This window comes from Paenibacillus sp. YPG26 (assembly GCF_023704175.1).
GTDB lineage: Bacteria > Bacillota > Bacilli > Paenibacillales > Paenibacillaceae > Fontibacillus.
Map to the genome: position 1 here is coordinate 243,785 of NZ_CP084530.1, position 26,154 is coordinate 269,938.

Annotated in this window: 12 protein-coding genes; 10 read left to right on the forward strand and 2 right to left on the reverse strand. The window is 56.7% G+C overall.

The window, feature by feature from the left end:
- Nucleotides 1-261: 261 nt before the first annotated feature.
- Both LDO05_RS01270 and LDO05_RS01275 read left to right on the forward strand, forming a co-directional pair.
- The gene (locus LDO05_RS01270) at nucleotides 262-459 is read left to right on the forward strand and encodes a hypothetical protein (protein ID WP_251377090.1); all 198 of its coding nucleotides are present in this window, start codon (nucleotides 262-264) and stop codon (nucleotides 457-459) included.
- Nucleotides 452-1,030: an ATPase gene (locus LDO05_RS01275; RefSeq protein WP_251377091.1), complete on the forward strand. Its 579-nt coding sequence runs from the start codon at nucleotides 452-454 to the stop codon at nucleotides 1,028-1,030. Before LDO05_RS01270 ends, LDO05_RS01275 begins: the two co-directional genes overlap by 8 nt.
- A 154-nt stretch (nucleotides 1,031-1,184) precedes the next feature.
- On the opposite strand, the gene LDO05_RS01280 is transcribed toward LDO05_RS01275, so the two are convergent.
- Together LDO05_RS01280 and LDO05_RS01285 are read right to left on the reverse strand one after the other, a co-directional pair.
- Nucleotides 1,185-1,370, reverse strand: coding sequence for a hypothetical protein (locus LDO05_RS01280; RefSeq protein ID WP_251377092.1), 186 nt, complete (start codon nucleotides 1,368-1,370; stop codon nucleotides 1,185-1,187).
- Between the two features lie 154 nt (nucleotides 1,371-1,524).
- The gene (locus LDO05_RS01285; RefSeq protein ID WP_251377093.1) at nucleotides 1,525-1,833 is read right to left on the reverse strand and encodes a hypothetical protein; all 309 of its coding nucleotides are present in this window, start codon (nucleotides 1,831-1,833) and stop codon (nucleotides 1,525-1,527) included.
- A 460-nt stretch (nucleotides 1,834-2,293) separates the two neighbouring features.
- Here LDO05_RS01285 and LDO05_RS01290 point away from each other — a divergent pair, with 460 nt between their 5' ends.
- The 8 genes from LDO05_RS01290 (at nucleotide 2,294) to LDO05_RS01325 (ending at nucleotide 26,147) form a co-directional block, all read left to right on the forward strand.
- On the forward strand, nucleotides 2,294-6,172 hold the full coding sequence (locus tag LDO05_RS01290) for an amino acid adenylation domain-containing protein (RefSeq protein WP_251377094.1): 3,879 nt from the start codon (nucleotides 2,294-2,296) through the stop codon (nucleotides 6,170-6,172).
- 23 nt (nucleotides 6,173-6,195) lie between these two features.
- Entirely contained in the window at nucleotides 6,196-7,266 is a 1,071-nt protein-coding gene (locus LDO05_RS01295; protein ID WP_251377095.1) for a BtrH N-terminal domain-containing protein, read from the forward strand.
- Nucleotides 7,267-7,466: 200 nt separating this feature from the next.
- Nucleotides 7,467-10,919, forward strand: coding sequence for an amino acid adenylation domain-containing protein (locus LDO05_RS01300; protein ID WP_251377096.1), 3,453 nt, complete (start codon nucleotides 7,467-7,469; stop codon nucleotides 10,917-10,919).
- Between the two features lie 64 nt (nucleotides 10,920-10,983).
- Nucleotides 10,984-12,894 (forward strand): cyclic peptide export ABC transporter, encoded by a 1,911-nt coding sequence (locus LDO05_RS01305; protein WP_251377097.1) that lies wholly within the window; start codon nucleotides 10,984-10,986, stop codon nucleotides 12,892-12,894.
- Entirely contained in the window at nucleotides 12,891-13,607 is a 717-nt protein-coding gene (locus LDO05_RS01310; protein ID WP_346657603.1) for a thioesterase II family protein, read from the forward strand. Before LDO05_RS01305 ends, LDO05_RS01310 begins: the two co-directional genes overlap by 4 nt.
- Before the next feature lie 68 nt (nucleotides 13,608-13,675).
- Entirely contained in the window at nucleotides 13,676-22,960 is a 9,285-nt protein-coding gene (locus LDO05_RS01315) for a non-ribosomal peptide synthetase (RefSeq protein WP_251377099.1), read from the forward strand.
- Nucleotides 22,957-24,522 (forward strand): ACP S-malonyltransferase, encoded by a 1,566-nt coding sequence (fabD, locus tag LDO05_RS01320; RefSeq protein WP_251377100.1) that lies wholly within the window; start codon nucleotides 22,957-22,959, stop codon nucleotides 24,520-24,522. The genes LDO05_RS01315 and fabD overlap by 4 nt, the downstream gene beginning before the upstream one ends.
- The gene (locus LDO05_RS01325; RefSeq protein WP_251377101.1) at nucleotides 24,519-26,147 is read left to right on the forward strand and encodes a type II CAAX endopeptidase family protein; all 1,629 of its coding nucleotides are present in this window, start codon (nucleotides 24,519-24,521) and stop codon (nucleotides 26,145-26,147) included. The genes fabD and LDO05_RS01325 overlap by 4 nt, the downstream gene beginning before the upstream one ends.
- Nucleotides 26,148-26,154 lie beyond the last annotated feature (7 nt).

Here is a 26,154-nt window from a genome sequence, read left to right on the forward strand (position 1 = left end):
CTTTAATGCGGAAGAAGTGAAGAGTTACTGGGAGTACTCGAAAGGGTTAGGAAAACGATGGAAGCAAGATGAGGGACTACAGTTATCTTTTTTTAATTGAGAATGCAAAGATCTACACACTGGATTAAATTAGCTTGGAGCTGCGGAGCAATTGTTTTAGACAGGAGTCTAAGGCATTTACATCATCAACCTGTGTACTGGTCGGTGGTAATTCATTTTATGATATAATAAGTTTAATTTTAAAGCTGGAGGGGATTGAGGATGTTTGCGAATCGAGAACAACTCCAAGAAGTTTTGAAAAAAGCGAATCAACAAGCCCGGAAGCAAGCCAGAGAGTCAGGTGCCTCTATTTATTATATAAAGAATAACAAGCGTGTTCGTGAAGACGCAGAAGGTAATAAGTTTGTGATCGTTTTTGATGCAACCGGAAAGCGTCAGGAATTTGAATATCATGAGTGATATCAAACCTATCATGACGGTTTTTGCTGGTACTAATGGAGCTGGCAAAAGCACGATTAGTTTGCAAATGAGAGAGTGGATCGGCGAACTGGTTGACCCGGACCAGATTGCACGAGAATTAAGACCAGATGACCCGCGTAGCGCTGATCTGTCTGCTGGAAGGGAAGCTGTGAAAAGAATCCGTTCTCTCATCAAAAGCGGACAGCACTTTGCCATTGAAACTACATTATCAGGTACCTTTGTTTTGAAGCATATGCAAATTGCCAAAGATACCGGTTATAGCGTTGTCGTGTACTATATCGGTCTGCAAGACGTTCAAATGCATATAGATCGTGTAGCTTCTCGTGTTGAGCAGGGTGGGCATTGGATTGCAGAAGAGGATATTCGCTTTCGATATGGTCAATCATTGCAAAATCTAAAGCCTGCTTTAGCTATCGCAGACCAAGTTATCATCATTGATAATACATACGAGCCTTCTATTGTGGCTGAAATTATGAATGGGAAGATGATCTATTGTGTTGAGTCGATACCTGCTTGGTCTGAGACTGTTCTCTTGGGATACCCTTCCTAGTGTGACATTAAATCTGTGATTACATCCGTAGAAGCTTATGTGGCGTTGCCTTCGGACAGGGGGGTGGGCTCCCTCGCCTCCATACATTAAATCCACAACCGATCCGGTTGTGGATTTTGCATTTCAGGGATATGGGTCACAAAATACCTGACTTTTAGTCCGTCTCCCCGCTCAGTTCCCGCATGACCGTCTCGTATGGAACGTAGTAGAGCTTATAGTAATAGAACACTCTGTGATTGGGGTATTCCTTCTCCAGTTGTGTGATGATGTGGAACCATTGATTCTGTGCCTCTTCAGGCGGCAGACGGACAAACTCCTCCTCATTTATCGCGCCATCCATAACTTTAAGCATACTTATGATGGTCGCTGCGCGTTCCTTATAACCTGATTGTCTGCTGTATTTAAAATTTGGTTCGGGATATCGTTGTTCACATACTGTCTGACCGCCTCAAAAAAGTGCTCCGCATAATCAAAACCATGATGTCCCCTTGTAATCAGCCCCGGATTGCTGACATGTATATAATTTCACCGTCTCCTAGGACACCTAGAATCCTCTCTTTGTGAAGCTGCATAGCCTCTTGACTTGCTCCGGGTGTGAGGTGTAGTAACTGATTGTCAATTTCATCCCTGGCATTAATAAGTCCCTTCTGTAAGCCAAAGACGGCATAGTGTCTGCTTTGACCCAAATAGTCGCTCTGCAGGTTGTGATAACGGAGGTATGTCCAGATACTGGATACTACCAGAACGCTAAAGAGGACATAGCCTACATACTTATATCTTTTTCCCCGACCAGACTCCTTCATCCAATAAGGTCCTCCTTTATCAATGGGTAGTGAGCTTGTTAACTGGCTGTCCTTGGCAGCAGTTAATGTTGTACACCCTTGAATTACTCTTCGGGAATTCTGCAAAGTACTGCATACTCGGTGGATATCATAGCACTGAAAGGTAGTGGTATGCACCCTGCCATCTAATATTACATAGCCAAACCCCATGCTTGGCAAGGGTAAATAAGCCCAATAAAACTTCCATAAAACAGGTGGATTCGCGGCCAATGGTCCTGCAATTCAGCCGCTTAGATTAACAAAATTGCACTATTGACCGATAACCAAGGCGGTGTTAACCTGAAAAGAGAAAACGATTTACGTAAAATATCCAATTGAGTATATTATTATGGAAAATGTCACTTCGTGTAATTATTTGTCGAATTACGTCAGTTTTATCGTCAGTTCAATTCCTAATCGAATAGTAGGGAGATGATGTCTGGTGTCATCCAACACGGTAGAAGAGCGGTTGTCTGAACATGAAGCGTTCGGATTTTGGGACAAGGTGTTGGCTGAATGGGCTGGGGAGCCCCCTATACAGCCAGACGGGATTGAAGGGGAAGTCCGGAAGACCAGGCTGGAGATGCGAATTCCCGCACAGGTTACGGAGAAGCTGGGCGTTTATGACCGCTTTCGCGACGATCTGCGAATGATTGTATACTTTGCTGTTTGGGCCGCAACGCTAAGAGCCTATTCCCGCTCGGAGAGCAGGTTCGCAGTGATGCTTCCGCCGCTGGATGATCGTGCTGGCGCCCGGAACGTGCCTGTACTGATCGGGAAGCCGGACAGAGACAGGAGCTTCAAAGCAGCGCTTGGTGAATGGCGCGAGACATTACGGGAAGCCTATCGGGCTTCGAAAGGATGGGATACGGGTCCGGGTGATCCGGCATTGCACAATAAGTGGAGAGAACTTGAACAGTTTGCTTATTCATATGAACCGATACATGGGAGGGAATTTGTAAGATCGTTCGCGCAGACGAACGAAAGGAAAGTGTTATTACATATCGGGAAAAGCCCGGAAGGGGAAGCTGCGCTTGCCCTGCATTATGACGAGAGCTTGTATGGAACGAAGCTGATGCAGGCATTGGCGGATAGCTTCATCATCCTGCTGGAGCAAGCCGCTGAGCAGCCTGACTGCGACATGTCTGCACTGGAGCTGAGAACCGGCGAGGAGATCTCAAGACAGCGCGCATGGAATGATACGCAGGCGTCTTATGCCCGGGACATGACCATCCACGGTTTGTTTGAACGTACTGCGGAGAAGCTGCAGGACCGGATTGCCGTAGCAGCCGGAGAGGACAGGCTGACTTATCTGGAATTAAGCCAGCGGTCGGATGGCTGGGCCCGGCGGCTGCAGGAGGAAGGAATCGCTCCAGGTGACCGCGTTGCGGTCATGATGAGCAGATCTGTTGACTGGCCGGCAGCTTTCTTGGCTGTCCTCAAATCGGGTGCTGTCTATGTGCCGATCGATCCAGCATATCCGGCAGAGCGGATCGCTTATATGCTGTCCGACAGCATGGCATCTGCAATAATTGTGTCCGACAGCAGCAAATGTAATGAACTCCAGCAATTTGAAGGCGCTATCATTGACATATCTGGAATTTCTAGATTGAGTGAAGACAACTTATCCGGACCGTTGCCCGTCACATCTGCGGACGATTTGGCCTATCTATTGTATACGTCTGGTTCAACGGGAATGCCTAAGGGTGTTATGGTTGAGCATCGAGGGGTCAGCAATTTGTTATGTTATTTCGAGAACAGTCTTGGCGTTAACGCCAATGACCATGTGCTGCAATTTGCCAGTACTTCCTTCGACGCATCCATATGGGAGATGGCGATGGCTCTGCTCACCGGAGGCGAGCTGCATATTGCCACACCGGATATTGTGGGTGATCTTCGGCGGTTTGAGCTATGGACGCAGGAACAGGAGATTACGGTGGCTACGCTTCCGCCAACCTATGCGGTCCATCTGAATCCGGAGAGGATGCCATCCCTTCGGCTTCTCGTAACGGCAGGCTCCGAATCGGGAAAAGAGCTGCTGGATCTATGGCATGATCGGGTGACTTATGTGAACGCTTACGGACCGACCGAGACAACGGTCTGCGCCACTGCCTGGGACGGCAGTGCTCAGCTGCTGCCTTCCTCGGCGCTTGTGCCTATCGGCGGACCGCTGCCCAATATGCAAGTACATATCGTGAACGAGCAGCTGCAGCCGCTCCCGGCAGGGGCGGCAGGCGAACTCGTTGTGTCAGGCACCGGTGTAGCGCGTGGCTACTGGAACAAGCCGGAGATGACGGCCGACCGGTTCGTCCGTCTTCCTTCGGATGGTACAAGAGTATATCGGACGGGCGACTTGGCTCGTTGGACACCGGACGGCCAGATTGTATTCTTGGGGCGGGTCGACCGGCAGGTCAAAATACGCGGATTCCGGATTGAAACGGAGGAAGTGCGGCACGCGCTTGTCTCGCAGGCAGGAATCAAAGAGGCCGTGGTGGCTGTGCGGCCTGATGCGCACGGGGAACCCGCGCTTGCTGCCTTCTATTCGATTCATCCGGATAGCCAGGTTGATGCCGAGCTGCTCAAGGAGCAGATAGGAAGCCGCTTGCCGGCTTTTATGATACCCGCTTATTGGTTGGAGGTCCCAAGCATCCCGCTTACGCCGAACGGCAAGCCGGATCTCGCGGCACTTTACGCTTTACCGCTGCAGTCGGCCGGAGAAGAGTCGCCAGAAGACAGCACACCGCTGAGCGATACCGAAAGCCGGTTGGCCGCGATTTGGACTTCGCTGCTTGGCATTGAAGCGGTGGGACGAGATGACGACTTCTTCAGAATCGGCGGCCACTCTATGCGAGCCGCGAAGATGTCCGGTCTGATCTATGAGACTTTTCAGGTTAACTTGCCGCTGGAGCAAGCCTTCCGGTATGCCAGACTGTCGGAAATGGCGGCGCGCATCGATGAGCTTCGGTTCACGGAAAGTGTAGACGTGATCATGCCGGCTCCCGCGAGGACGGGCTACCGTCTGTCTCCCGCACAGACGAGGGTGTTCACCATCGAGAGCGTAAGGCCCGGCAGCACGCTGTACGTAATGCCATTTGCTTTCTGGCTGTCTCCCGCGCCAGAATTCGAGCAGCTGGAAGCCGCATTTGTCCGGCTAATTGAACGCCACGAGCCGCTGCGAACATCGTTCGGCTGGGAAGGGTCCGAGCCGGTGCAGATCGTGCATCCGTCCGTGACATTCCGCCTGGAGAGGGTTCAGGTATCCCCGGAACAGCTGACAGAGCTGACCGGAAGATTCGAAGAATCCTTCGCGCTGGACAAGCCGCCGCTGCTTAGGGCTGCGCTGGCGGAATGCACAGATGGCCGCAGCCTGCTGCTTCTCCAGCTTCACCATATTATTGCGGACGGTGTATCGCTTGGCCTGCTGCTGGACGACCTGAACGCATTCATGACCGGGCGCGAACCGTCGGCACTGAAGCTGCAATACAAGGATTACTGCGAATGGCTGCATCAGAGGGAGCCATCCCCTGAGCATGAAGCGTATTGGGCGCACCGGTTCGAGAATTACACGGGAACACCAGACTTGCCGATTGACTTTCCGCGAACCGAGCAGCGCAGTTATGAAGGCGGGACGCTGTCCATCCAATGGGACCTGGAGGCAGCGGAAGCTGTGCGCAAGCTGGCTGAGCGGTGCGGAGCTACCGTTCACTTAACCATGCTCGCAGCCTACTGTGTCCTTCTGTCGAAGGTGACGGGTTCGGAAGAGGCGGTCGTCGGTTCGCTGCACGCGGGTAGAGATGTTCCGCACACGCGGGATATGGTCGGCATGTTCGTGCATACCTTGGCCCATCGCTGCCGGGTAGACGGAGAACTGACGTTTGAGCAGTTCGCCCGGAATGTGAAGGAGGAGGTAGCCGGGGACTACGCGCATGCAGACTATCCGTTCGAGCGTCTTGTCCGCAGCTTGAAGGTGCACGGGAAATCGCGGAATCCGCTGTTCGATACGATGTTCGTGCTGCAGAATCTGGAGCCGCAGCTCAGCCGGGAAGGGCAGATCGAATGGAGACCGCACGTCCTGGAGGAGAAATGGTCGCGATTCGATCTTGTGTTCCAGGCATGGGAGCATGCAGAGGGCATGATGCTATGGGTGACCTATGCGAGTGCCCTGTTCAAAAGAACAACGGTGGAGCGTCTGGCGGAGGACTTCCGGAAGCTGCTGGTCAAGCTTTCGGAGCAGCCGAATGATCCGCTTGCCGAGGTGGACTTGACGGAAGGGTACCGGGCTATCCCGGCTTCCAGCCATAAGCTCGATTTTCAATTCTAGTCTATTAAATGGAGGAATAGTGGATGTCTAATCGTAAAGTTTTGCCAATCGCCACCCCGGACCTGACTTCCTACGCGCATTTGTCTTACTTTCTATCGATCATGTATACGGACAAGGATGCGCTGAGATGGGTGTATAGCCACTATATCCAGCTGCATGTAAGACACTGGTCCGACACATCCATGGTAGATTATTTCACGCAGAATCCCGACGTTCACCTGGTGCCGACTGTAGGCGGCTCCCCGCGCTTGAACCGGGGATTTGTCAAGCGGTGGGCCCCGAGCTTTGGCGAGTTCGTCCGCCGAAGCATTGATGACGGTCAATATGTGGTAACTTTCGTAGACGACTACTATATTCCCGGAACTGTCGCTTATCAGAATCGTTCCAATCCACATGGCTTGATGATCTATGGTTACGATGACGACAGCCGTATGTTCCATGTCTCCGCCTATTTGGCGAACCAGAGCTATGGCAATACACTGGTCAGCTATGACGACATGGAGATGGCGTACCAGGGGATCGACCCGGATCCGTTCAACTATACGGGATACTTGCACCTGTACCGTCTGAATGAAACCTTCAAATCTCTCTATCCGTTTCAGGTGCCTTGGGTGATGGAGCAAATGGAAGATTACCTGTACGCCAGACCTTCGAGTCGAAGATTGCTGGCGTTTGAAGAGCCTCACGACATTCCGCCTACTTGGGGAATTGAGACATATGACTGGATGATCCATGAGTCCGAACGTCAACTGGCGCGCCAGACCTTTGTGGATCACCGTCCTTTCTATGTGCTGTGGGAGCATAAAAAAATGATGAACCGCCGCTTGGCGTACATGGAGGAGGAAGGTTACTTCACGTTCTCCGGCGAGGTTGCCGCTGAATACCGCGAAGTCGAACAATCCGCGATGCTCGCCCGCAATCTGAAGCTGAAGCATATGATGAGCAACGACGACAGGCATATGGTGCAGCTCATCGACCGTTTGAAGGCACTGAAATCGGCGGAATCGCTCGTTATCGAGCGCATGCTGGAGGAATATGAGCGTTCAATCCGCACCCAGGACGAGAACGCAAGACGATTGGAGCATACCCGCTAGGCGAAGGCACGGCCATTCTGCAGGCAATGCTGTTACCTTAAGCTAAGCCATTTAACTCACTTATAAAAACACACAGGGATACGTAACGAGGCGAACGACTCCAATGCTGTAGAAGCAGTCACGGACGGCCGTTGCCTCAAGACTTCAATCGTATAGAGAAGTACTGGAACTACATTGCAGCCAATAGGGAGGAAATTGAAATGGATGCGTTAGAAATTCGCAAGCTGTTATCAAGCGGAAAATGGGATAAAGAGAGGCAGTTCTGGTCCGAACTGCTTGAAGGAGACCGCGAGCTGACGCGCTTGCCCGAGGATCTCCGGCTCGGCGATCGGGAGCAGCCACAGACCGCGGAATATCGGACAACGTTCGGGGCTGAGCTGTCCGGCAGAATCCACGCTTTGTCAGGCGGATCGGACATCGCTGCCTTTCTGGTATTGCTAAGCGGCGTTCAGCTTGTGACCAGATTATACGCTTATGTGCAGGAGGTACTGCTTGTGACTCCCGTCTTCGATGGGCCGGCGCAAGAGGATGCTCAAGTTATCAATCAGCTGCTTCCATTCCCTTTTACCCTGGATCCGGAGCACTCTGTTCGTGAGAATCTGAACGCACTGAAGAACCGCTTGGCGGAAATTCTGGATCATCAGAACTACCCGTTCGCCCAGCTCGCAGCCGATCGGGGCTGGAGCACTCTGGAGGAGGCTGATAGCTTCCCGATTCCCATCGCTGTTGGATGCGAGCGCTTACATAAGAGCGGGATACTGGAACAGGCGACAGCAGATGTCGTGTTCTGGTTCGCACAGCAGGAAGGGAACTGGACGTTGGAGGTCCGCTTCAACCCGCGGCGCTACTCAGACATGTTCGCACAACAGGTGGCTTCCCGGGTGCTGCTGGCCCTGAATGGTCTGCTCGGCAATCTGGATGCCCCACTCTCGTCAATCCGGCTGCTGGATGAATCCGAGCGGGATGAAGTGATACGGGTGTTCAACGATACAGATGCCCCCTTCCCTAGTGACCGCACGCTTCATCGTTTGTTCATGGAGCAGGCATCTCAATCCCCGGATGCTGTCGCAGCGATGTATGGCGAGAGTACAATTACGTACCGTGAACTGGACGAGCGGTCGAGCCAACTGGCAAGGCTGTTGCAAAAAGCGGGCGTCGGCCCGGAGACCCGAGTTGCGCTGCTGTGCAGACGCTCATTCGATATGCTCGTGGGTGCGCTCGGAATTCTGAAAGCCGGCGGGGCTTACGTGCCAATTGAGACATCCTGGCCGAAACGCCGGGTGCAGACGGTACTGGAGCAGGTTCAAGCTGCCTGTATCGTGACCCAGCGTGATGTGTTCACTTCTTTGGCAGACCTTCCATGGATGATCTCGCCGCTCCGCCAAGTGGTGCTCCTTGATGATGAAGGGGATACACCGGGCATCTCCCATCCTGAGCGGGAGTCGGTTGTCCGGATGTTTGATGATCTGGCGGCGAAGGCCCATGACCGGGTGTCAGCAGGCGGCTTCATCAGCTCCTATACCGGGCTGTATTTAACTGAGACGGAAGTGGACGAATACCGGGATCGGGTTGTCGGATTAACAGCCCCGTTCGCTGGCGAAGGGAAGACGGCGCTGGAAATCGGCTGCGGCTCCGGTCTCATTATGTTCGAGCTGGCAGAGCGCTTTGCCGGATATACGGGTCTTGACCCGTCTTCGCAGACACAGGACAAGAACCTGAGTCAGCGGGACACACAAGGGTGGGATGCCGGACGGCTTCAGCTGCTAACAGGCTTCGCTGATGAGATTTCAGGCATGGCAGACGAGTCTTATGATGTCGTGCTGCTTCCAAGCGCCATTCAGTTTTTCCCGGACTATATGTATCTTGAACACGTGCTTCGGGAAGCGGTACGGATCGTTCGTCCAGGCGGGGCCATCATTGTGGCGGACGTACCGGACGAGTCGGCGAAGGAGGAGTTCCGGGCTTCACTGGAAGGCTTCAAGCGCAGCCATGGCACTTATTACAATACCCGCGTCGGATTGGATCAGCATTTATATGTGCATGAGCAGTTTTTCGCCGGTTTTGCCGGGCGGTTATCCGGCTTGAAGGCAGAAATTCACAAGCGGACGGAAGGGTTCAAGAACGAGCTTCGCTTCAGGTATGACGTCGTGCTGACGAAGTCTGCTGTGTCTGATTCGAGTATCGCCACACCAGAGGGGTTCGTTCCTGCTGCTGATTTACAGCAAGAAGGCATTATCTACTATACCAAGCGTCATATAGAGCTGGAGGATGCAGCAGGTCTGCCCGAAGCGGCCGATCCATCGGGAACGGCGTATATCATCTTCACCTCCGGCTCGACAGGAACGCCAAAAGGCGTCATCGTGTCCCATCGTCCGGTTGTCAACACGATCGACTGGGTGAACAAATCCTTTGGCATAGGTGCTGAAGACAGGCTCTTCTTTATAACCTCGCTCTGCTTTGACTTGTCTGTGTACGATGTGTTCGGCACGCTTGCGGCAGGTGGAGCGATCGATATTGTACCTGAAGAGGATGTCCGCAGACCGGAGACGTGGCCTCAGCGAATGGCGGCCCGCGGCATCACGATATGGGACTCCGCTCCGGCGGCGCTTGTTCAGAGCCTTCCCTTCTTCGATAAATACGAAGGCCAGGCGGCTCCGGTACGCAGGTTCCTGCTAAGCGGGGACTGGATTCCGCTGACACTGCCCGAGCAGCTTCGGCGCTTGTTCCCGGGCAGCCGGGTAGCCGCGCTGGGCGGTGCGACCGAAGCCTGTATCTGGTCGAACTATTACGAGGTGGAAGAGATCGATCCGCAGTGGCAGAGCATTCCGTACGGCAAGCCGATTCGCAATGCCAAGTATTACATTCTGGACCGGGAGATGCAGCCTTGTCCGGTCGGGGCCCGCGGAGAACTATTCATTGGCGGGGCGTGTCTTGCGAGCGGTTACCATGACGCGGGGCTGACAAGAGAGCGGTTCATAGCTGATCCGTTCGGGCAGGCAGAGGGTGCGCGTATGTATCGCACAGGCGATATGGCCAAATGGATGCCGGACGGCAACATAGAGTTCCTTGGCCGTGTGGACCGTCAGGTGAAAATCCGCGGATTCCGGGTCGAGCTCGGGGAGGTTCAGGCGAAGCTGCTCCGGCATCCTGACATTAGCCAGTGCGTCGTTCTTGACTGTCCGGACGGCTCCGGGCAGCGGGCGTTGTGCGCCTATTATGCGGCAGCCGAGGAGCTTCCGTATCGCGCGCTTCACGATTATCTGAGCCAGGACCTGCCGGGCTACATGATTCCATCTTATTTCGTCCGGCTGGACGCGATACCCGTAACGTCCAACGGCAAGGTGGACGCTGCCGCGCTGCCGAATCCACTGACAGTTGTCCATTCGGATGCGGAATATGAGCCTCCGGCGAATGAAGTAGAGGCTGAGCTTGTCGAGCTCTGGAAGGCACTGCTGGAAGTGGAGACGGTGGGCGTGAACGATAACTTCTTTGAGCTTGGAGGCCATTCTCTGCTCGCGGTCAAGCTTGAAATCGAGATGGAGCAGCGGGGACTTCTCATCTCACCTGAAGACTTCCTGAAGTGCTATACCATACGTGAGCTGAGCCAATATACAACAAAAGCGGCAGCTGCCACTGCCGAGACTGCAAGCTAGTGCTGGTGTATGGTCTGGCGCCGGATCGGTGCATCTATGGAAATTGGGAAAGGTGGGGCCATTCATGCCGAATGCGGCACTAATCTGGTTAGTCATTCTGGGAGCAGGGCTGCTCGCTGCCATGGGATCCATTGTTATCGCCCTGGCCGGCATTCGCTCAGGTAAGCGGCAGCGAATAGCGGATGCCCGCGGAGTCACAGGCTCCTTATTAATCGGAGCTGGATTCTTCGGCTGGTTCGGGTACTGCGTGTACGATTCTGCCTGGCTGTTCTCTTCATCCGGGCGCTCCGCCGCGAAGCTCTGGGCAGATGCTTCTCTGACGGAAGTATTCGTTGCGGGATCGGTATTTGCTCTGGGGCTGCTGTTCGGCGTCTATCTGGCTCTGACGTTCCGCTATCCCAAAGCAGGAGAGCGGCCCTATGCCGCGCTTCTACTGCTTAGCATCATCAGCGGCGTCGGTAACGCCTCGATGATCTTTGTGCTTAACGCGGCGATAGCCGCACAAGGAGACGCCCGGCTTCAGCTGCTTCCCTATTTTGTCCTGGGCATGCTTGTGTTCATCTGCGGACAGCGTCTGCTGCGTTCCCGGCTTATCCGGCTGACGAATGAGATGGTGTACGAGAAACGGATGCAGATTGTGGACACCATTCTAGGCGCCCCTTACGAGAAGATGGAAGCATTGGAGCGCGGGAAAATCGAGACGAGCCTGAACAACGATACGGAAATCGTCAGTGCTTTTGCGAACAAGCTGGTCAGCATCGGGACCTGGACGGTTACGATTCTAGCGGGATTCGTCTACCTGGCGCTTATTAACCTGGCAGGCTTTCTGCTGTCCATCGGCGTTGTAACGTTGGCGTCGGCGGGTTTCTATGCTGTGCTGCGCTCGGCCGACAAGCTCTGGGGACAAGCAAGAGACATTCAGAACGTATTCTTCAAATTTATTCACGACCTCATTCATGGCTTCAAAGAACTCTATCTTCACCGCAATAAGGCGACAGCATTCCGGGACGACATGGGGGACACCTGCGGGTCCTATCGGGACAAGCGGATGAAGGCGGAGAGCAAGGTGGCTGGCGTCATTGTCTTCGGCGACATGCTGTTCGCGGCCGTTATCGGTACTGTTGTGTTCACCTTCCCTCTGCTGTTCATCGGAATCGGGGGCGGCGAGCTGCGCAGCTTCGTGTTCGTCTTCCTCTATATGGCGGGACCGCTGACGTCGATTCTCAACTCGATGCCCGAGCTTTTTCAGGCCAGAATCAGCTGGAGCCGGCTACGTAACATCTCCGAGGAGCTGTCGGCGCTGCAGGAGAAGAGAGCTGTTCCGGATGTGCCGGATCCCGCATTGGGACTCGAGCTGCGTCTGGAAGAAGCCGTCTACGCTTACGGCGGACAAGACGGAGACAAGTCGTTCGCTGTCGGTCCGGTCGATCTGGCCCTGCGCTCAGGCGAGCTGATATTCATCGTCGGCGGTAACGGCAGCGGCAAATCAACGCTTGCCAAGCTGCTTGTGGGCCTGTACGAGCCGAAGGGCGGGAGTATGAGACTGAATGGCGTACCGCTGAATGCGGGTGAAATCGGGGATTATGTATCAACGATTTTCAGTGATGCTTACTTGTTCGACCGCCTCTACGGGATTGATTTCGCGGAGAAGGAAGAGGAAGCGCAAGCTTATTTACAGCTGCTAGGCCTGCAAGAGAAAGTTACGATTCGCGACGGGCATTTCAGTACGACCCGGCTGTCCACCGGGCAGCGGAAGCGTCTGGCTATGCTGGTCAGTTACCTTGACGATAAGCCGATCTGCCTGTTCGATGAGTGGGCGGCGGATCAGGACCCGGAGTACCGCGCCTATTTCTATACCACACTGCTGCCGGATCTGCGGAGCAAGGGCAAATGTGTCATCGTCATCACGCATGACGACCGTTATTTCGACATGGCCGACAAACTCATCAAGCTGGAAATGGGGAAGATTGCATGAAGTTGATCTGCTTGCCGTATGCGGGAGCTTCGGCTGCTATTTATATGAAGTGGAAAAGAATCCTCGGTCCACACCTATGCTGTGTCCCTCTCGAGCTGGCAGGACGCGGCGTTCGAATGGGCGAGCCATTCTACAAGGATATGGCAGAAGCGGCCGAGGACATTGCCGCACGCCTGGTCCAGGAGAGCGGGGGCGCGCCCTACGCCGTCTTCGGCCATTCGATGGGCGCCATGATCCTGTTCGAAGCACTCCGCTTGCTGCGGGACCGGGGACTCCCAGCGCCTGACGCGATCTTCTTCTCAGGCAGGCCAGCGCCAGATCTTGCCCCGCCTGAAGATCCAATCCATGAGCTTCCGGACGATGCATTCGAGAGCCGGATTCTGGAGATGGGAGCAACTTCACCCGAACTATTCGCAAGCAGGGGGCTGAAGAATGTGTTCATGCCGATCCTGCGCGCGGATTTCAAGCTGGTGGCAACTTACAGGTACGAGGAACGCGAGCCGCTGCCATGGACCTTCACAGCTTTGGCCGGTGCTGAAGAGAAATGGACGGATGCGGAGATGGCAGGCTGGCAGCGTCATACGGAGGCAGACTGCCGGATTGTACGCATGCCGGGCGGCCACTTTTATTGGCAGCAGGGCGAGGGGGCCACATTGCTGCCTGAATATCTTCGCGGTGAACTGCACAGAACGGAATTGCTGGAAGCAAGATAAGTTTAGCTTTTGCAGGATAGCATGAATGCCGATTGACGGCACTATACCCGCTTGGGAGGAGTTGTACGATGAAGCCGTTCTGCAATTTGACGGAGGTGCTGGCCCATGGAGCCGGTACCGGGAAGAGCATAGTGTTCATTCAAAAAAAATCCGAAGCCCGTATGACCTACCGCGAGCTGTACGCCCGTAGTCTGCGTGCAGCATCCCGCTTGCGGGCCCAAGGCTGCCAGATTCAGGATGAGGTCGTCATTCGGGTGGAAGATCCGCGGACCTTCGTTATCGCATTTTGGGGCTGTGTAGTTGGTGGAATGGTGCCTGTACCGCTGGCTGCGGGCGGCAGCGAGGAGCATCTTACCAAGCTTCGGCAGGTCTGGGGACGGTTGAACCGTCCTTGGCTGCTGTCGGAGCCTGACTTCGCCGAGGTTGAAGATGAGCCTTGGGCAGCTGGGCGCAGTCTGGCTCTGGAAGATGTCCTGTATACGGAAGAAGAGATCACGGATGCGGTGGCTGACGAGCTTTTGGCACAAGGACTGGCCGGCGGGCAGAATGACGAAGACAGGCTTCCTTACCGGCCTGCTTCGGGAGCCACTGCCTTTATTCAATTCTCGTCGGGCTCTACCGGCGACCCCAAGGGGGTCGTGCTGACCCATGCGAACCTGCTGTCAAATATGGCGGCGATTGTGAACTGCTCGGGAACAACCGAGCATGATTCTTCTCTTAGCTGGATGCCCCTGACGCATGACATGGGGTTAATCGGCTTCCACCTGACTCCGATCTATGCAGGCATGGATCAGTATATTATGCGTCCATCACAGTTCATGCTGGACCCGATGCTCTGGCTCTCCAAGGCCCATGAGCACCGGATTACGTCGCTCGCCTCGCCGAATTTCGGTTACAGGCATTTTCTTGCCTCTTATAAATCCAAGCGGGTGGAAGGCTGGGACTTAAGCTGTGTCCGGCTGATCTTCAACGGTGCGGAACCGATATCAGCGGAATGGGCCGAGATGTTCGTGTCAGAGATGGCGCCGCATGGTCTTTCTCCAGGGGCTATGTTCCCGGTGTATGGGATGGCCGAAGCGACACTGGCAGTTACTTTCCCGCCTGCCGGGGAACGGCTGACCTCTGTCCGCCTGCATCCGGAATCGCTCCGGATCGGCGGGGAAGTCCGCATGGCCGAGGAGGGAGATGAACGTTCGGTGTCGTTCGTGGATGTCGGGAGTCCTGTTCAGGACTGCGAGGTTCGGATCACAGACGAATCGGACAAGCCGCTGCCTGACGGGCGGATCGGTCATATTCTCATTCGCGGACTGAATGTCACCGCAGGCTATTATAACGCTCCGGAAGCGACCGGGCGGGCAATAAGTCCCGAGGGCTGGCTGCGTACAGGCGATATCGGATATATGTCTGGCGGCAGGCTGGTTATTACCGGCCGTCACAAGGATATTATTTTTGTTCGGGGCCGCAATGTATATCCGCATGATCTTGAACAGCGGGCTGAAGCGGTCGAGGGTGTTGGTTATGGAAAAGCGGCCGCGTGCGGTGTTCCGCATCCGTCCAAGGGAGAAGAGGAGGTTATTCTGTTCGTGCAGCATCGCGGCAAGCTTGAGAAGTTCGCCGCGACGGCCGAACGGCTTCGCCGGCAATTGAACCGCGAGACGGGTCTTGATATCGGACGAGTCGTACCGGTGCGCCAGCTGCCTCGGACAACGAGCGGCAAAATCCAGCGTTATAAGCTGGCCGAACGGCTGATCGCCGGGGAATGGGATGAGGTGTTAAGTGAGCTGGAATTGCTGCGGTCCGAAGCGGAGGCAGCTGCGGCTGCGACTGCGGCGCAATCTGGTTCGTCAGCACCGTCCGCTTCAATCGCAGACAGCGAACACCCTGATATGCATCGCCTTGCGGCGTTATGGCGCGAGACTCTGGGCATGAGCTTTGTGGGAGCGGACGATCATTTTCAAGAGCTTGGGGGGAATTCATTAAAAGCTGCACAAGCGCTGGCGGGCATTCGCAGGGAATGGGGCGTCGAGCTGTCGTTCCGCGACCTGTACGAATGCCCCACACCGCGGCTGCTACTGGCGCGAATTCAGCGTGAAGTTCACCAGGCGTCTCCGGGGCCGGACAGCTTGCCGTCCGCAGCACTTCGTGCCGATGGCCGCTACCCGGTGACGGTTGCGCAGCGGCGAATGGCGCTGGCAGAGCAGGCGGAGGATATTGGCTGCGCTTATCATATTCCGGTTGCGCTGACGGCTGAAGGGCCGCTTGTGCCGGAACACCTTAGAGAGGCACTTCAAGCGTTAATTGACAGGCATGAGATGCTGCGTGCTTCTTATCATTGGGATCAAGGAGAGCTTGTACAGCAGATACACCCTCCTGGAGAGATTGACGCTGACTGGAAGGTGTATGCGTGCGAAGCGGCGGATTTTCCTGATCCAGGCACACCGGAGCACATCGGGCTTGGTGATTCGCTGGCTCCATTCGATCTGTCCCGTCCACCTATGCTCCGGGCTAGATTGTGGACGGACGGGGCGAGCCGCCATCTGCTGCTGCTGAACGTACACCATATTGCGGCTGACGGTATCGGCATGAATGTGCTGATGCAGGAGTTCGCCGCTCTTCTTGGGAGAGAGTCACTACCGGCTCCGGGCCAATCGTACATTGACTATGCGGTATGGGAGCACAGTCAGGCTCCGTTCTGGAAGCCTGAATCCGAGTCGTTCTGGAAGGAACAGCTGGGTACGGCATTCCCTGCGCTGCAGTGGCCGGATATGGCGTCCAGGCCTGCCCGGCGCACTTACAAAGGCGGCACAGTAAGATTGGAAGTACCCGCGGATACGGTACAGGGATGGGAGCGCCAGGCACGGCAGGACTCGGCAACGATGGCTTCGCTGCTGCTGAGCTTGCATGCACTTACGGTAAGCAGGTATGCCCGCCAGTCAGAGTTGTCGATTGGCTTGCTTGTAGCAGGACGAACCCTCCCGGGTACGCTTGGGATGGTCGGCATGTTCAACAATTTCATCCCGATCCGGCTGTTGGCGGATGGGAACATGTCCTTCATTGAGCTGCGCCGTCTAGCACAGGACAAGCTGTGGGATGCGCTTAGCCATGCGGAAGTTCCGTATGAGCGGCTGATTGAACTGTCGGGCGAGCGGACGGAACTGTCACGCAATCCTTTGTTCGATACCATGCTTGTATACCATAATCAGGCGGAGACGGCGAATGTCCGGTTCGAAGCGGGAGGCTGCCATTTCGCTCAGCTTCAAGTAGAGACAGGAACGGCGAAGCTGGATCTCAAGCTGGACGTATTCCCGGAGCCCTCCGGCGCGCTTAGCTGCGTGTGGGAGTACAATGAGCAGCTGTTCCACCGGGAGACGGTCGAGCGGCTGGCGGGTCACTTCGTCCGGCTGGCAGCAGCGGTGCTGCAGGAGCCGGAAGCGAGATTGGCGGACATCGACCTGATGTCCGAGGAGGAGCGGCAGGTCGTGACGGAGCAGTTCAACGCGACGGAGGCGGCGTTCCCGGACGAGCTGACGCTGCCGGACATGTTCCGCCAGCAGGCGGAGCGAACGCCGGAGCGGATCGCGGCGGTGTTCGGGGACGGCGAGTCGCTGACCTACCGCGAGCTGGACGCGCGGGCGAGCCGGATTGCGCGGACGCTGCTGGATAGCGGCCTCGTGCCGGAGGAGCCCGTGGGCCTGATGGCCGAGCGTTCATCGGCCATGCTCGCCGGGATGCTCGGCATCCTGAAGGCAGGCGGCGCGTATGTGCCGCTGCCGCCAGCGTTCCCGGCGGAGCGGCTGCGCTACATGGCGGACGACTGCGGTCTTCGCATCGTCTGCACGCAGCGGCAGTGGCTGTCCGCGGCAGAGCAAGCGGCACCGGAGGCGCGGTTGCTGGATCTGGATGATGCGGGTTCGCTGGAAGACGCGACAGAACCGATGGAACAGACGGGTAAGGTGGAATCGAACCAAGCTGCAGCCGGATCAATAGAATCGGCTGGACCAGCCGGGAATAAGACGCAAGACAATGATGTCTTGCCGGATCGCCCAGGCTTGGCGGCTTCGTCCGCCAAGAATATCGGCGCAGCTGCCGATCTTCCCGCAGGCTTGGCGAAGCCGGAGGGACTGGCTTACATCCTGTACACGTCCGGTTCAACAGGACGTCCAAAAGGCGTCATGATCCGCCATCGGTCGGTGATCAACCGCCTGAATTGGATGCAGAAGGCTTATCCGCTTAGAGCGGAGGACGTCATCCTGCAAAAGACCCCATACAGCTTCGACGTATCCGTATGGGAGCTGTTCTGGTGGATGCTGGCGGGGGCCAGTGCGGCGTTCCTGGAGCCGGATGCGGAGAAGGATCCGGGAGCGATAGCCGAAGCGATCGCGAAGCATAAGGTAACGACGATGCACTTCGTGCCGTCGATGCTCGCAGCATTCCTGGAAGCCGTGCAGCAGGAGCCGCAGGAGCAGCTGCGGGAACGTCTCGGAACACTGAAGCACGTGTTCGCGAGCGGGGAGGCGCTGCACCGGTCGCATGTCGACCGCTTCTACGCGCTGCTTCGCCCGCTCGGCCTGACTGATGTGAAGCTTATCAACCTGTATGGCCCGACCGAAGCAACCGTTGACGTTACCGTCCACGAATGCGAAGCGGAGAGCGAGCTGGACCTTGTTCCAATAGGCCGCCCGATCGACAACACGTCACTGTATGTCATCAGTGATGGCGGACAACCGCTGCCGGTCGGCGTGCCAGGTGAGCTCTGCATTGCGGGTGTGCAGCTGGCGGCGGGATATGTGAACCGCCCGGATCTGACGGAGGAGAGATTCGTACCGCATCCCTATAAGCCGGGTGAAGTGATGTACCGGACGGGTGACTTGGCAAGATGGATGGCGGACGGCCAACTTCAATATCTGGGCCGGATCGATGATCAGGTGAAAATCCGGGGTTACCGGATTGAACTTGGAGAGATCGAACGGACACTGCTGCTGCATGATGCGGTATCCGAAGCGGTCGCAGCGGTGCGGGAGGATGGCCGAGGCGGGCAGCGCCTGGTCGGCTACATCGTAGCGGACCGGTCATGCCCGGTTAGTGAACTGCGGAAGCACTGTGGAGACAGGCTGCCGTCCTACATGATCCCGGAGGCGTTCGTGCAGCTAGAAGCCATGCCGCTGACAGCAAGCGGCAAAGCGGACCGCAAGTCGCTCCCAGAGCCGGAGCGCGAGCTGTCAGCCGGAACGGCATATGCCGCTCCGACAACGGATACGGAGGCGAAGCTGGCTGATCTGTGGGCCGAGCTGCTCGGCCGTGACAAGGTCGGCACCCAGGACAATTTCTTCGAGCTGGGCGGTCACTCGTTGACGGCGGCATCGCTGATTGCCGTTATTCATCGTGAGTTCGGTTACTTGTTCGCGCTGCGTGAGCTGTTCGCGCATCCTACGGTGCGCGAATTGGCACAGCAGCTTGAAGCGCGGCGTGCGGCAGGTCTGGTCAGCGGTTACATGCCAATTCCTAAGGCACAGGCGAAGATGAGCTATCCGCTGGCATCCGCGCAGAACCGCTTGTTCATTTTGCAATCGATGGACGAGAACGCTACCGTGTATCATCTGTCCTTTGCACTGAGGATCCGTGGTCCGCTAGATCAGGAGCGGCTGCTGGCTGCAATGAAGACAATCTTGCAGCAGCATGATGCGCTGCGGACATCGTTCCAATGGGAAGATGGACAGCCGATACAGCGCATTGCGCCGGAGTCAGTCATTGAGATTGAACACGAGGATGTAGCGGCTTTGGACCCGGAAGCCTGCATGCAAGCATTTATTCGGCCATTCCGGCTGCAGGAGCCGCCATTATTACGCGTGAAGCTTGTACGGCTCTCGGGTGAGATTGCCGCATCGGCTGTGACACATGCTGCTAACGAACATTTGCTGTTGCTGGATGCGCACCATCTCGTAACAGATGGTGTCTCCATGGCTGTACTGGCACGTCAGTTCATCGCCCACTATGAGGGAGCGCCTGCTCTATCACTTCCGGTTCAATATCCAGATTACGTGGATTGGCAAGCAAAATGGCTTCAGTCTGATGCCTGCCAGGCACAAGAGCGCTACTGGCTGGATACGTTGTCCGGGGATATCCCTCTACTTGAGTGGCCGAGCGATTTCCCAAGGCCGCAGCGGATGGATTACGCGGGCGATGAAGTGACGGTGGCTCTGGATGCCTCCATGACCCGTGCGTTGACTGATTTCGGCACCCGTTCAGGCGCGACACCGTACATGACCCTGTTAGCCATGTTCTCGGCATTGCTCCATCGGTACACGAGACAGACGGACATCTGGATTGGCAGTCCGGTTGCGGGCAGGCCGCATCCTGATCTGGCGGAATTAATCGGTATGTTCGTCAATACCGTCGTCATCCGCAGTGAGCTTGCGGGGGATTTAACATTTAGCGACCTGGTAGACCATATGAAAGATCGTGTGCTCGGCGCATTGGAGCATGACCGCTATCCGTTCGAGCTGTTGGTGGACAAGCTTGGAGCGAGCCGGGATGTCGGCCGTAACCCGTTATTTGACGTTATGTTCGTTCTGCAAAATACCGGTATTCCAGAGGTTGCAAGCGGCGATACGATATTCGAGCCCTGCACGATCCGCAGCAACACTTCCAAATTCGATCTGCTGCTGGAAGTAACGGAGCAAAAAGGCGAGTTGATCTGCCGTTTTGAATACCGTACATCATTATTCCGCCGGGAGACGATCGAGCGGCTTGCGGGTCACTTCATCCGGCTGGCAGCAGCGGTGCTGCAGAAGCCGGAAGCTAGATTAGCCGACATCGACCTGATGTCCGCAGCGGAGCGGCAGGTCGTGACGGAGCAGTTCAACGCGACGGAGGCGGCGTTCCCGGACAAGCTGACGCTGCCGGACATGTTCCGCCAGCAGGCGGAACGAACGCCGGAGCGGATCGCGGCGGTGTTCGGGGACGGCGAGTCGCTGACGTACCGCGAGCTGGATGCGCGCGCGAGCCGGATTGCGCGGATGCTGCTGGACAGCGGACTCGCGCCGGAGGAGGCCGTAGGCCTGATGGCCGAGCGTTCATCGGCCATGCTCGCCGGGATGCTCGGCATCCTGAAGGCAGGCGGGGCGTATGTGCCGCTGCCACCAGCGTTCCCGGCGGAGCGGCTGCGCTACATGGCGGACGACTGCGGCCTTCGCATCGTCTGCACACAGCGGCAGTGGCTGTCCGTGGCGGAGCAAGCGGCACCGGAGGCGCGGTTGCTGGATCTGGATGATGCGGGATCGTCCGCGGAGGACATCGGCGCAGCTGCTGATCTTCCCGCAGGCTTGGCGAAGCCGGAGGGACTGGCCTACATCCTGTACACATCCGGCTCAACAGGACGTCCAAAAGGCGTCATGATCCGCCACCGGTCGGTTATCAACCGGCTGAACTGGATGCAGAAGGCGTATCCGCTCGGGAAGGAGGATGTCGTTCTGCAAAAGACCCCATACAGCTTCGACGTATCCGTCTGGGAGCTGTTCTGGTGGATGCTGGCAGGAGCCAGTGCGGCGTTCCTCGAGCCGGATGCGGAGAAAGATCCGGGAGCGATAGCCGAAGCGATCGCGAAGCATAAGATAACGACGATGCACTTTGTGCCGTCGATGCTCGCAGCATTCCTGGAAGCCGCGCAGCAGGAGCCGCAGGAGCAGCTGCGGGAACGTCTCGGAACACTGAAGCACGTGTTCGCGAGCGGGGAGGCACTGCACCGGTCGCATGTCGACCGCTTCTATGCGCTGCTTCGTCCGCTTGGCCTTGCGGAAGTGAAGCTTATCAACCTGTATGGCCCGACTGAGGCAACGGTAGACGTTACCGTCCACGAATGCGAAGCGGAGAGCGAGCTGGACTTTGTCCCGATTGGCCGCCCGATTGACAACACATCGCTGTATGTCATCAGTGATGGCGGACAACCGCTGCCGGTCGGTGTACCAGGCGAGCTCTGCATCGCGGGTGTGCAGTTGGCGGCGGGATATGTGAACCGCCCGGATCTGACGGCGGAGAGATTCGTACCGCATCCCTATAAGCCGGGTGAAGTGATGTACCGGACGGGTGACTTGGCAAGATGGATGGCGGACGGCCAGCTTCAATACCTGGGCCGGATCGATGATCAGGTGAAAATCCGGGGTTACCGGATTGAGCTTGGAGAGATCGAACGCACACTGCTGCTGCACGATGCGGTATCCGAAGCGGTCGCAGCGGTGCGGGAGGATGGACGAGGCGGGCAGCGCCTGGTCGGCTACATCGTAGCGGACCGGTCATGCCCGGCTAGTGAACTGCGGAAGCACTGTGGAGACAGGCTGCCAACGTATATGATCCCGGAAGTGTTCGTGCAGCTTGAAGCCATGCCGCTGACAGCAAGCGGCAAAGCGGACCGTAAGTCGCTGCCGGAACCAGAGCGCGAGCTGTCAACCGGAACGGCATATGCCGCGCCGACAACGGAGACGGAAGTGAAGCTGGCTGATCTATGGGCCGAGCTGCTCGGCCGGGACAAGGTCGGCACCCAGGACAATTTCTTCGAGCTCGGCGGCCATTCCTTTCTGTTGGTGCAGCTGCACCAACGGCTGGAAGAAGACGTACGCGGAGTGGTCAGCGTAACGGATCTGTTCGCTTATCCAACCGTGGCCAAGCTGGCTGCCCATATCGACCGGACAATTGGAGATCAAGCTCACACAGCTTCGTCCAAAACGCTGGTTCCGCTCCAAATACCGGATGTACTGCGGCCCGGCGCTGGGCAGCAGCCGCAATCGCGGGCGTACCTGCGTCTCACGCTTGATGAAGCTACGGTGCGGGAACTGCGCGAAATTGCCGAAGGCGAGCGCATCCAGCCGGCTTCGGCGGTGCTCGGCATCTGGGTCATACTGGTTGCCCGAATGTTCCGCCAGCCGCGCTTCGATCTGCCGGTCGCCGGTTTCGGCCAGGGCATTCGCCTAGCCGAAATTGATCTGAGTACAATGGACGGGTTCTCGGGGCTGATCGATTACATTCGAACACTGCCAACAGCCCACCCGGAAGGGTCAATTATGATTCCGCCAGGCAATGAAGCTGCCACGCTGCTTCTTTTATACCGAAATGGATTGTTCGGGGAGCTGCCGCGGGAATGGACGGAAAGGTCAGATCTCATAATCGCTGCTGAGACGGGCGGCAGAGCATGGGCCATAGAACTTGAGTATAACGCCGGTAAAATCCGCAGTGAGAAGCTGAAGGAGCTGCTGCAGTCATTTCCGGTATGGTGCCGCCGTATGGCACAGGAATCGCAGGCCGGCAGAGTATCGGCAGCTGCTCAGACGGACACCGCTGAGCCAAGGGAGGGACTGAAATGAACGGATTCGCGATGATGTTTCCCGGCCAGGGCTCGCAGTACGTAGGCATGGCCAAAGGTGTGTCCGCCCGTTCACGAGCCGCGAGGCTGACATTCGAGGAGGCGGGTGACGCGCTTGGATGGGATGTGCAGCATCTGTGTAATGAAGGCGATTTGACCCGGCTTACACAGACCGATAACGCCCAGCCGGCTATTCTGACTTGCAGTGTCGCCGCATACCGGGCCTGGATCGAGCTAGGGGGGCCTGAGCCGCTGGTGGGGGCGGGCCACAGCCTCGGCGAATTCTCGGCGCTCGCCTGCAGCGGCGCCCTTGGCTTCGCGGATGCGGTCAAGCTCGTCCGCGAACGCGGCGGGCTGATGCAGGAAGCGTCCCGGACAAGTCCGGGAGGCATGGCTGCCATCGGCGGCATCGGCATCTCCGATGAGCAGCTGGAAGAAGCGCTGGCAAGGGCAAGTGAGCCGCAGTCGATCGTTGTCATTGCCGGGATCAACTCACAGGAACAACGAGTCGTATCAGGGCATCCGGACGCGCTGCTTCGCCTGAAGCAGATCTTGGCGAAGCTGGATCCTTCGGCCCGCTTTATTCCGCTGCAGGTTAGCGCGGCTTTCCACAGCCCTTTGATGGGGGAAGCGGCGGAGCGATTTCGGGAGCGCTTGGAGAGCTGCAGGTTTCACACGCCAAAATGGCCAGTGCTCTCCAACGTAACCGGACAGCCTCATGAGAGCGTGCATGAAAGCTATATCCGGCTGCTGGCTTCGCAATTGACGGAGCCGGTTCGCTGGGCCGCATGTATGGACGCGATTCGCTCATTCGGCGTTAGGCAAGCGGCCGAGCTGGGTCCCGGCCGCGTTCTGACCGGCTTGCTGCGGTCTTATGCGCCGGACCTTACCGTGTGGTCCAGTGATGACGAGCCGGGCCGGCTGCCTTTGGCGTCTGCCTTGCCGAGCCAAGAGCATCTCCCCGGCGCGAAGCCGCAGGGGAACACCGGCGCGGCAGCTTCCAAGAGCGGGTCCGGTGTTCAAGACCACGCAGTCACTCGGCCGGAAGCGGAGGGCACCGAACCGGTGCTCTCCGCCCAGCGCCGGGAAGACAGCGGTGCCACTGGCCCGGCGCTCTCCGGCCAGCGCCGGGAAGACAGCGGTGCCACTGGCCCGGCGCTCTCCGGCCAGCGCCGGGAAGACGGCCGTGCCACTGGCCCGGCGATCTCCGCCCAGCGCCGGGAAGGCAGCCCGGCGTCAGGCCCGGCGCTCTTCCTGCCGCGCTGCCTAGGCATCGCTGTCGCTACGCCAAATGGCTGCGCGGAGCTTGAAGCTTACCGCCTCGGCGTGCTGGAGCCTTACCGTAAGGTGGAGGCGCTTGTGCAAGAGCTGCGGCGAACGGGTCTTAAGCCGACCGAGGAGCAGCTTCACCTAGGCTGGGAGATGCTGCTCAGCCAGTTTGATACAAAAGGAACGAATTTCGAGGAGCGCAGATTGCGGCTGTCCCGTCTGCTGGAGGAGACGGGAACATCGCACCTGTTCGAGGTGCCTCAACTACTAGTTGAAGGAGGCGTTGCACAATGACAACCAAAGTGTTCTCAATTGGCCGGTCGCTGCTATATGCGGCGGTGTATCTGGTTACTTTTTTCGCAATCTATACTTTGCACGAAAAGCTGGTCATCCAATCGTTCGCCCCTTATCGGGAGTATATGCAGCGTAATATTCCGGTCTTTTTAAGCTTCGTCATGGGTATCGTGTTCGTTGTGTTCCTGATTATCTCCCGCGTGCATACGGCAATTACCGGCGGAAGGCAGCCGGGCATTATCCGCACAGCGAGATTTACCGCCTTGAACAAGAGTCAGTGGCTGCAAGTCGCAATCATGGGGCTCGGAGGTACGTTCCTGTACCTGTCCTTGATGAATCTGGACTTCGTCCGCAGCAACACTCAAGATTTCGAGAATTATGTCAACTTGTTCGGCACAGCCGACAATTTCCTGTATGTCCTGGCGGGTGTGGGCTTTCTAGCCGTCTTCTTCGAGGAGCTGCTGTTCCGGGGCATTGTGTTCAATGCCTTGAAATCCAAGATGCCGGTATGGGTATCCGTGCTGCTGAGCTCAGCCATCTATGGTTATTTTCAGCCAAATTTCTGGGTGTCGGTAACGGCCTTCTTCCTCAGCATTCTCTACTGCCTTGTGTATCACCGGATGCAGTCGCTCTGGTCTACGATCGCGATCGGCGCTATCGTCAACTGCCTTATTATGATCGCGGATCGGGCCGGTATGGTGGATGCGATGGCCAAGCTGCCGACATTTGTGCTTGAAGTTGTGCTCGTGGCCAGCTTGCTGCTCATTGTAGGGACGCTTCTGTACATGTACAAAGGAGGCGCCTACGTCAAGCCGTACGCAATCATGGTTGGGAATCTCGCGGTATATGTGGTGATTTACTATGGTTTGCTGCAGGTGCTTGTCGAAATCTGGGAGCGGGCGGTGCTGCCGAAATATCCCGAGCTCAGCAATCACGGCATTATCGGCTTGTATGCGAACGCATTGCTAGCCATGCCGATTTACTATCTGGTACTGAAGCTGTTTTATAAAAAAGACCTGATCGCGATCGCCCAGTTCAAAAAGACGACCGTCTCCGCTCAGGTGCTCAGCATTCTGCTCGCGGTATGCATGGGACTGTGGATTATGAGCGTGTTCACCATTCCCCAGGTCGCGAAGGCCGCGCCTGGATTTGATGGGATTGTAGGCTTCTTCCTTAGGTTGGAACCCTGGGTATTTTTCAGCTTTTTTGTAATCAACTCGCTGTATAAGGAAGTGCTCTTCCGCGCATTGATCTTTAACGAACTGCGCCGGGCGGTGCCGCTGCCTGTAGCGATGCTTGTGACCGGTATTCTGTATGGCATTCTCTTCTTCTCGGGAGATTTACCCCTTATGCTGTACGGAACGGCGGGCGCGGTCATTTTCGGTCTGCTCTATGTCTGGCACCGTTCGATTTGGCTGACGATTGTGAACGAGTATGTGTTGTTCGCGTCTTACTACATCATTTGGAACAGCGGCGGTCTGCCGGATGGAAGTCTCCGGTATGTCATTATGGCGGCAAGCTCGGTGGGCATTATTGCGCTGATGTATACGCTGTGGAGAATTAGCCGTCCCGCTCCTGCCAGCCAGCAAAAGCAAGAGCAGCCGAAGATGGGTATCGGCGCCTAACTGGAGG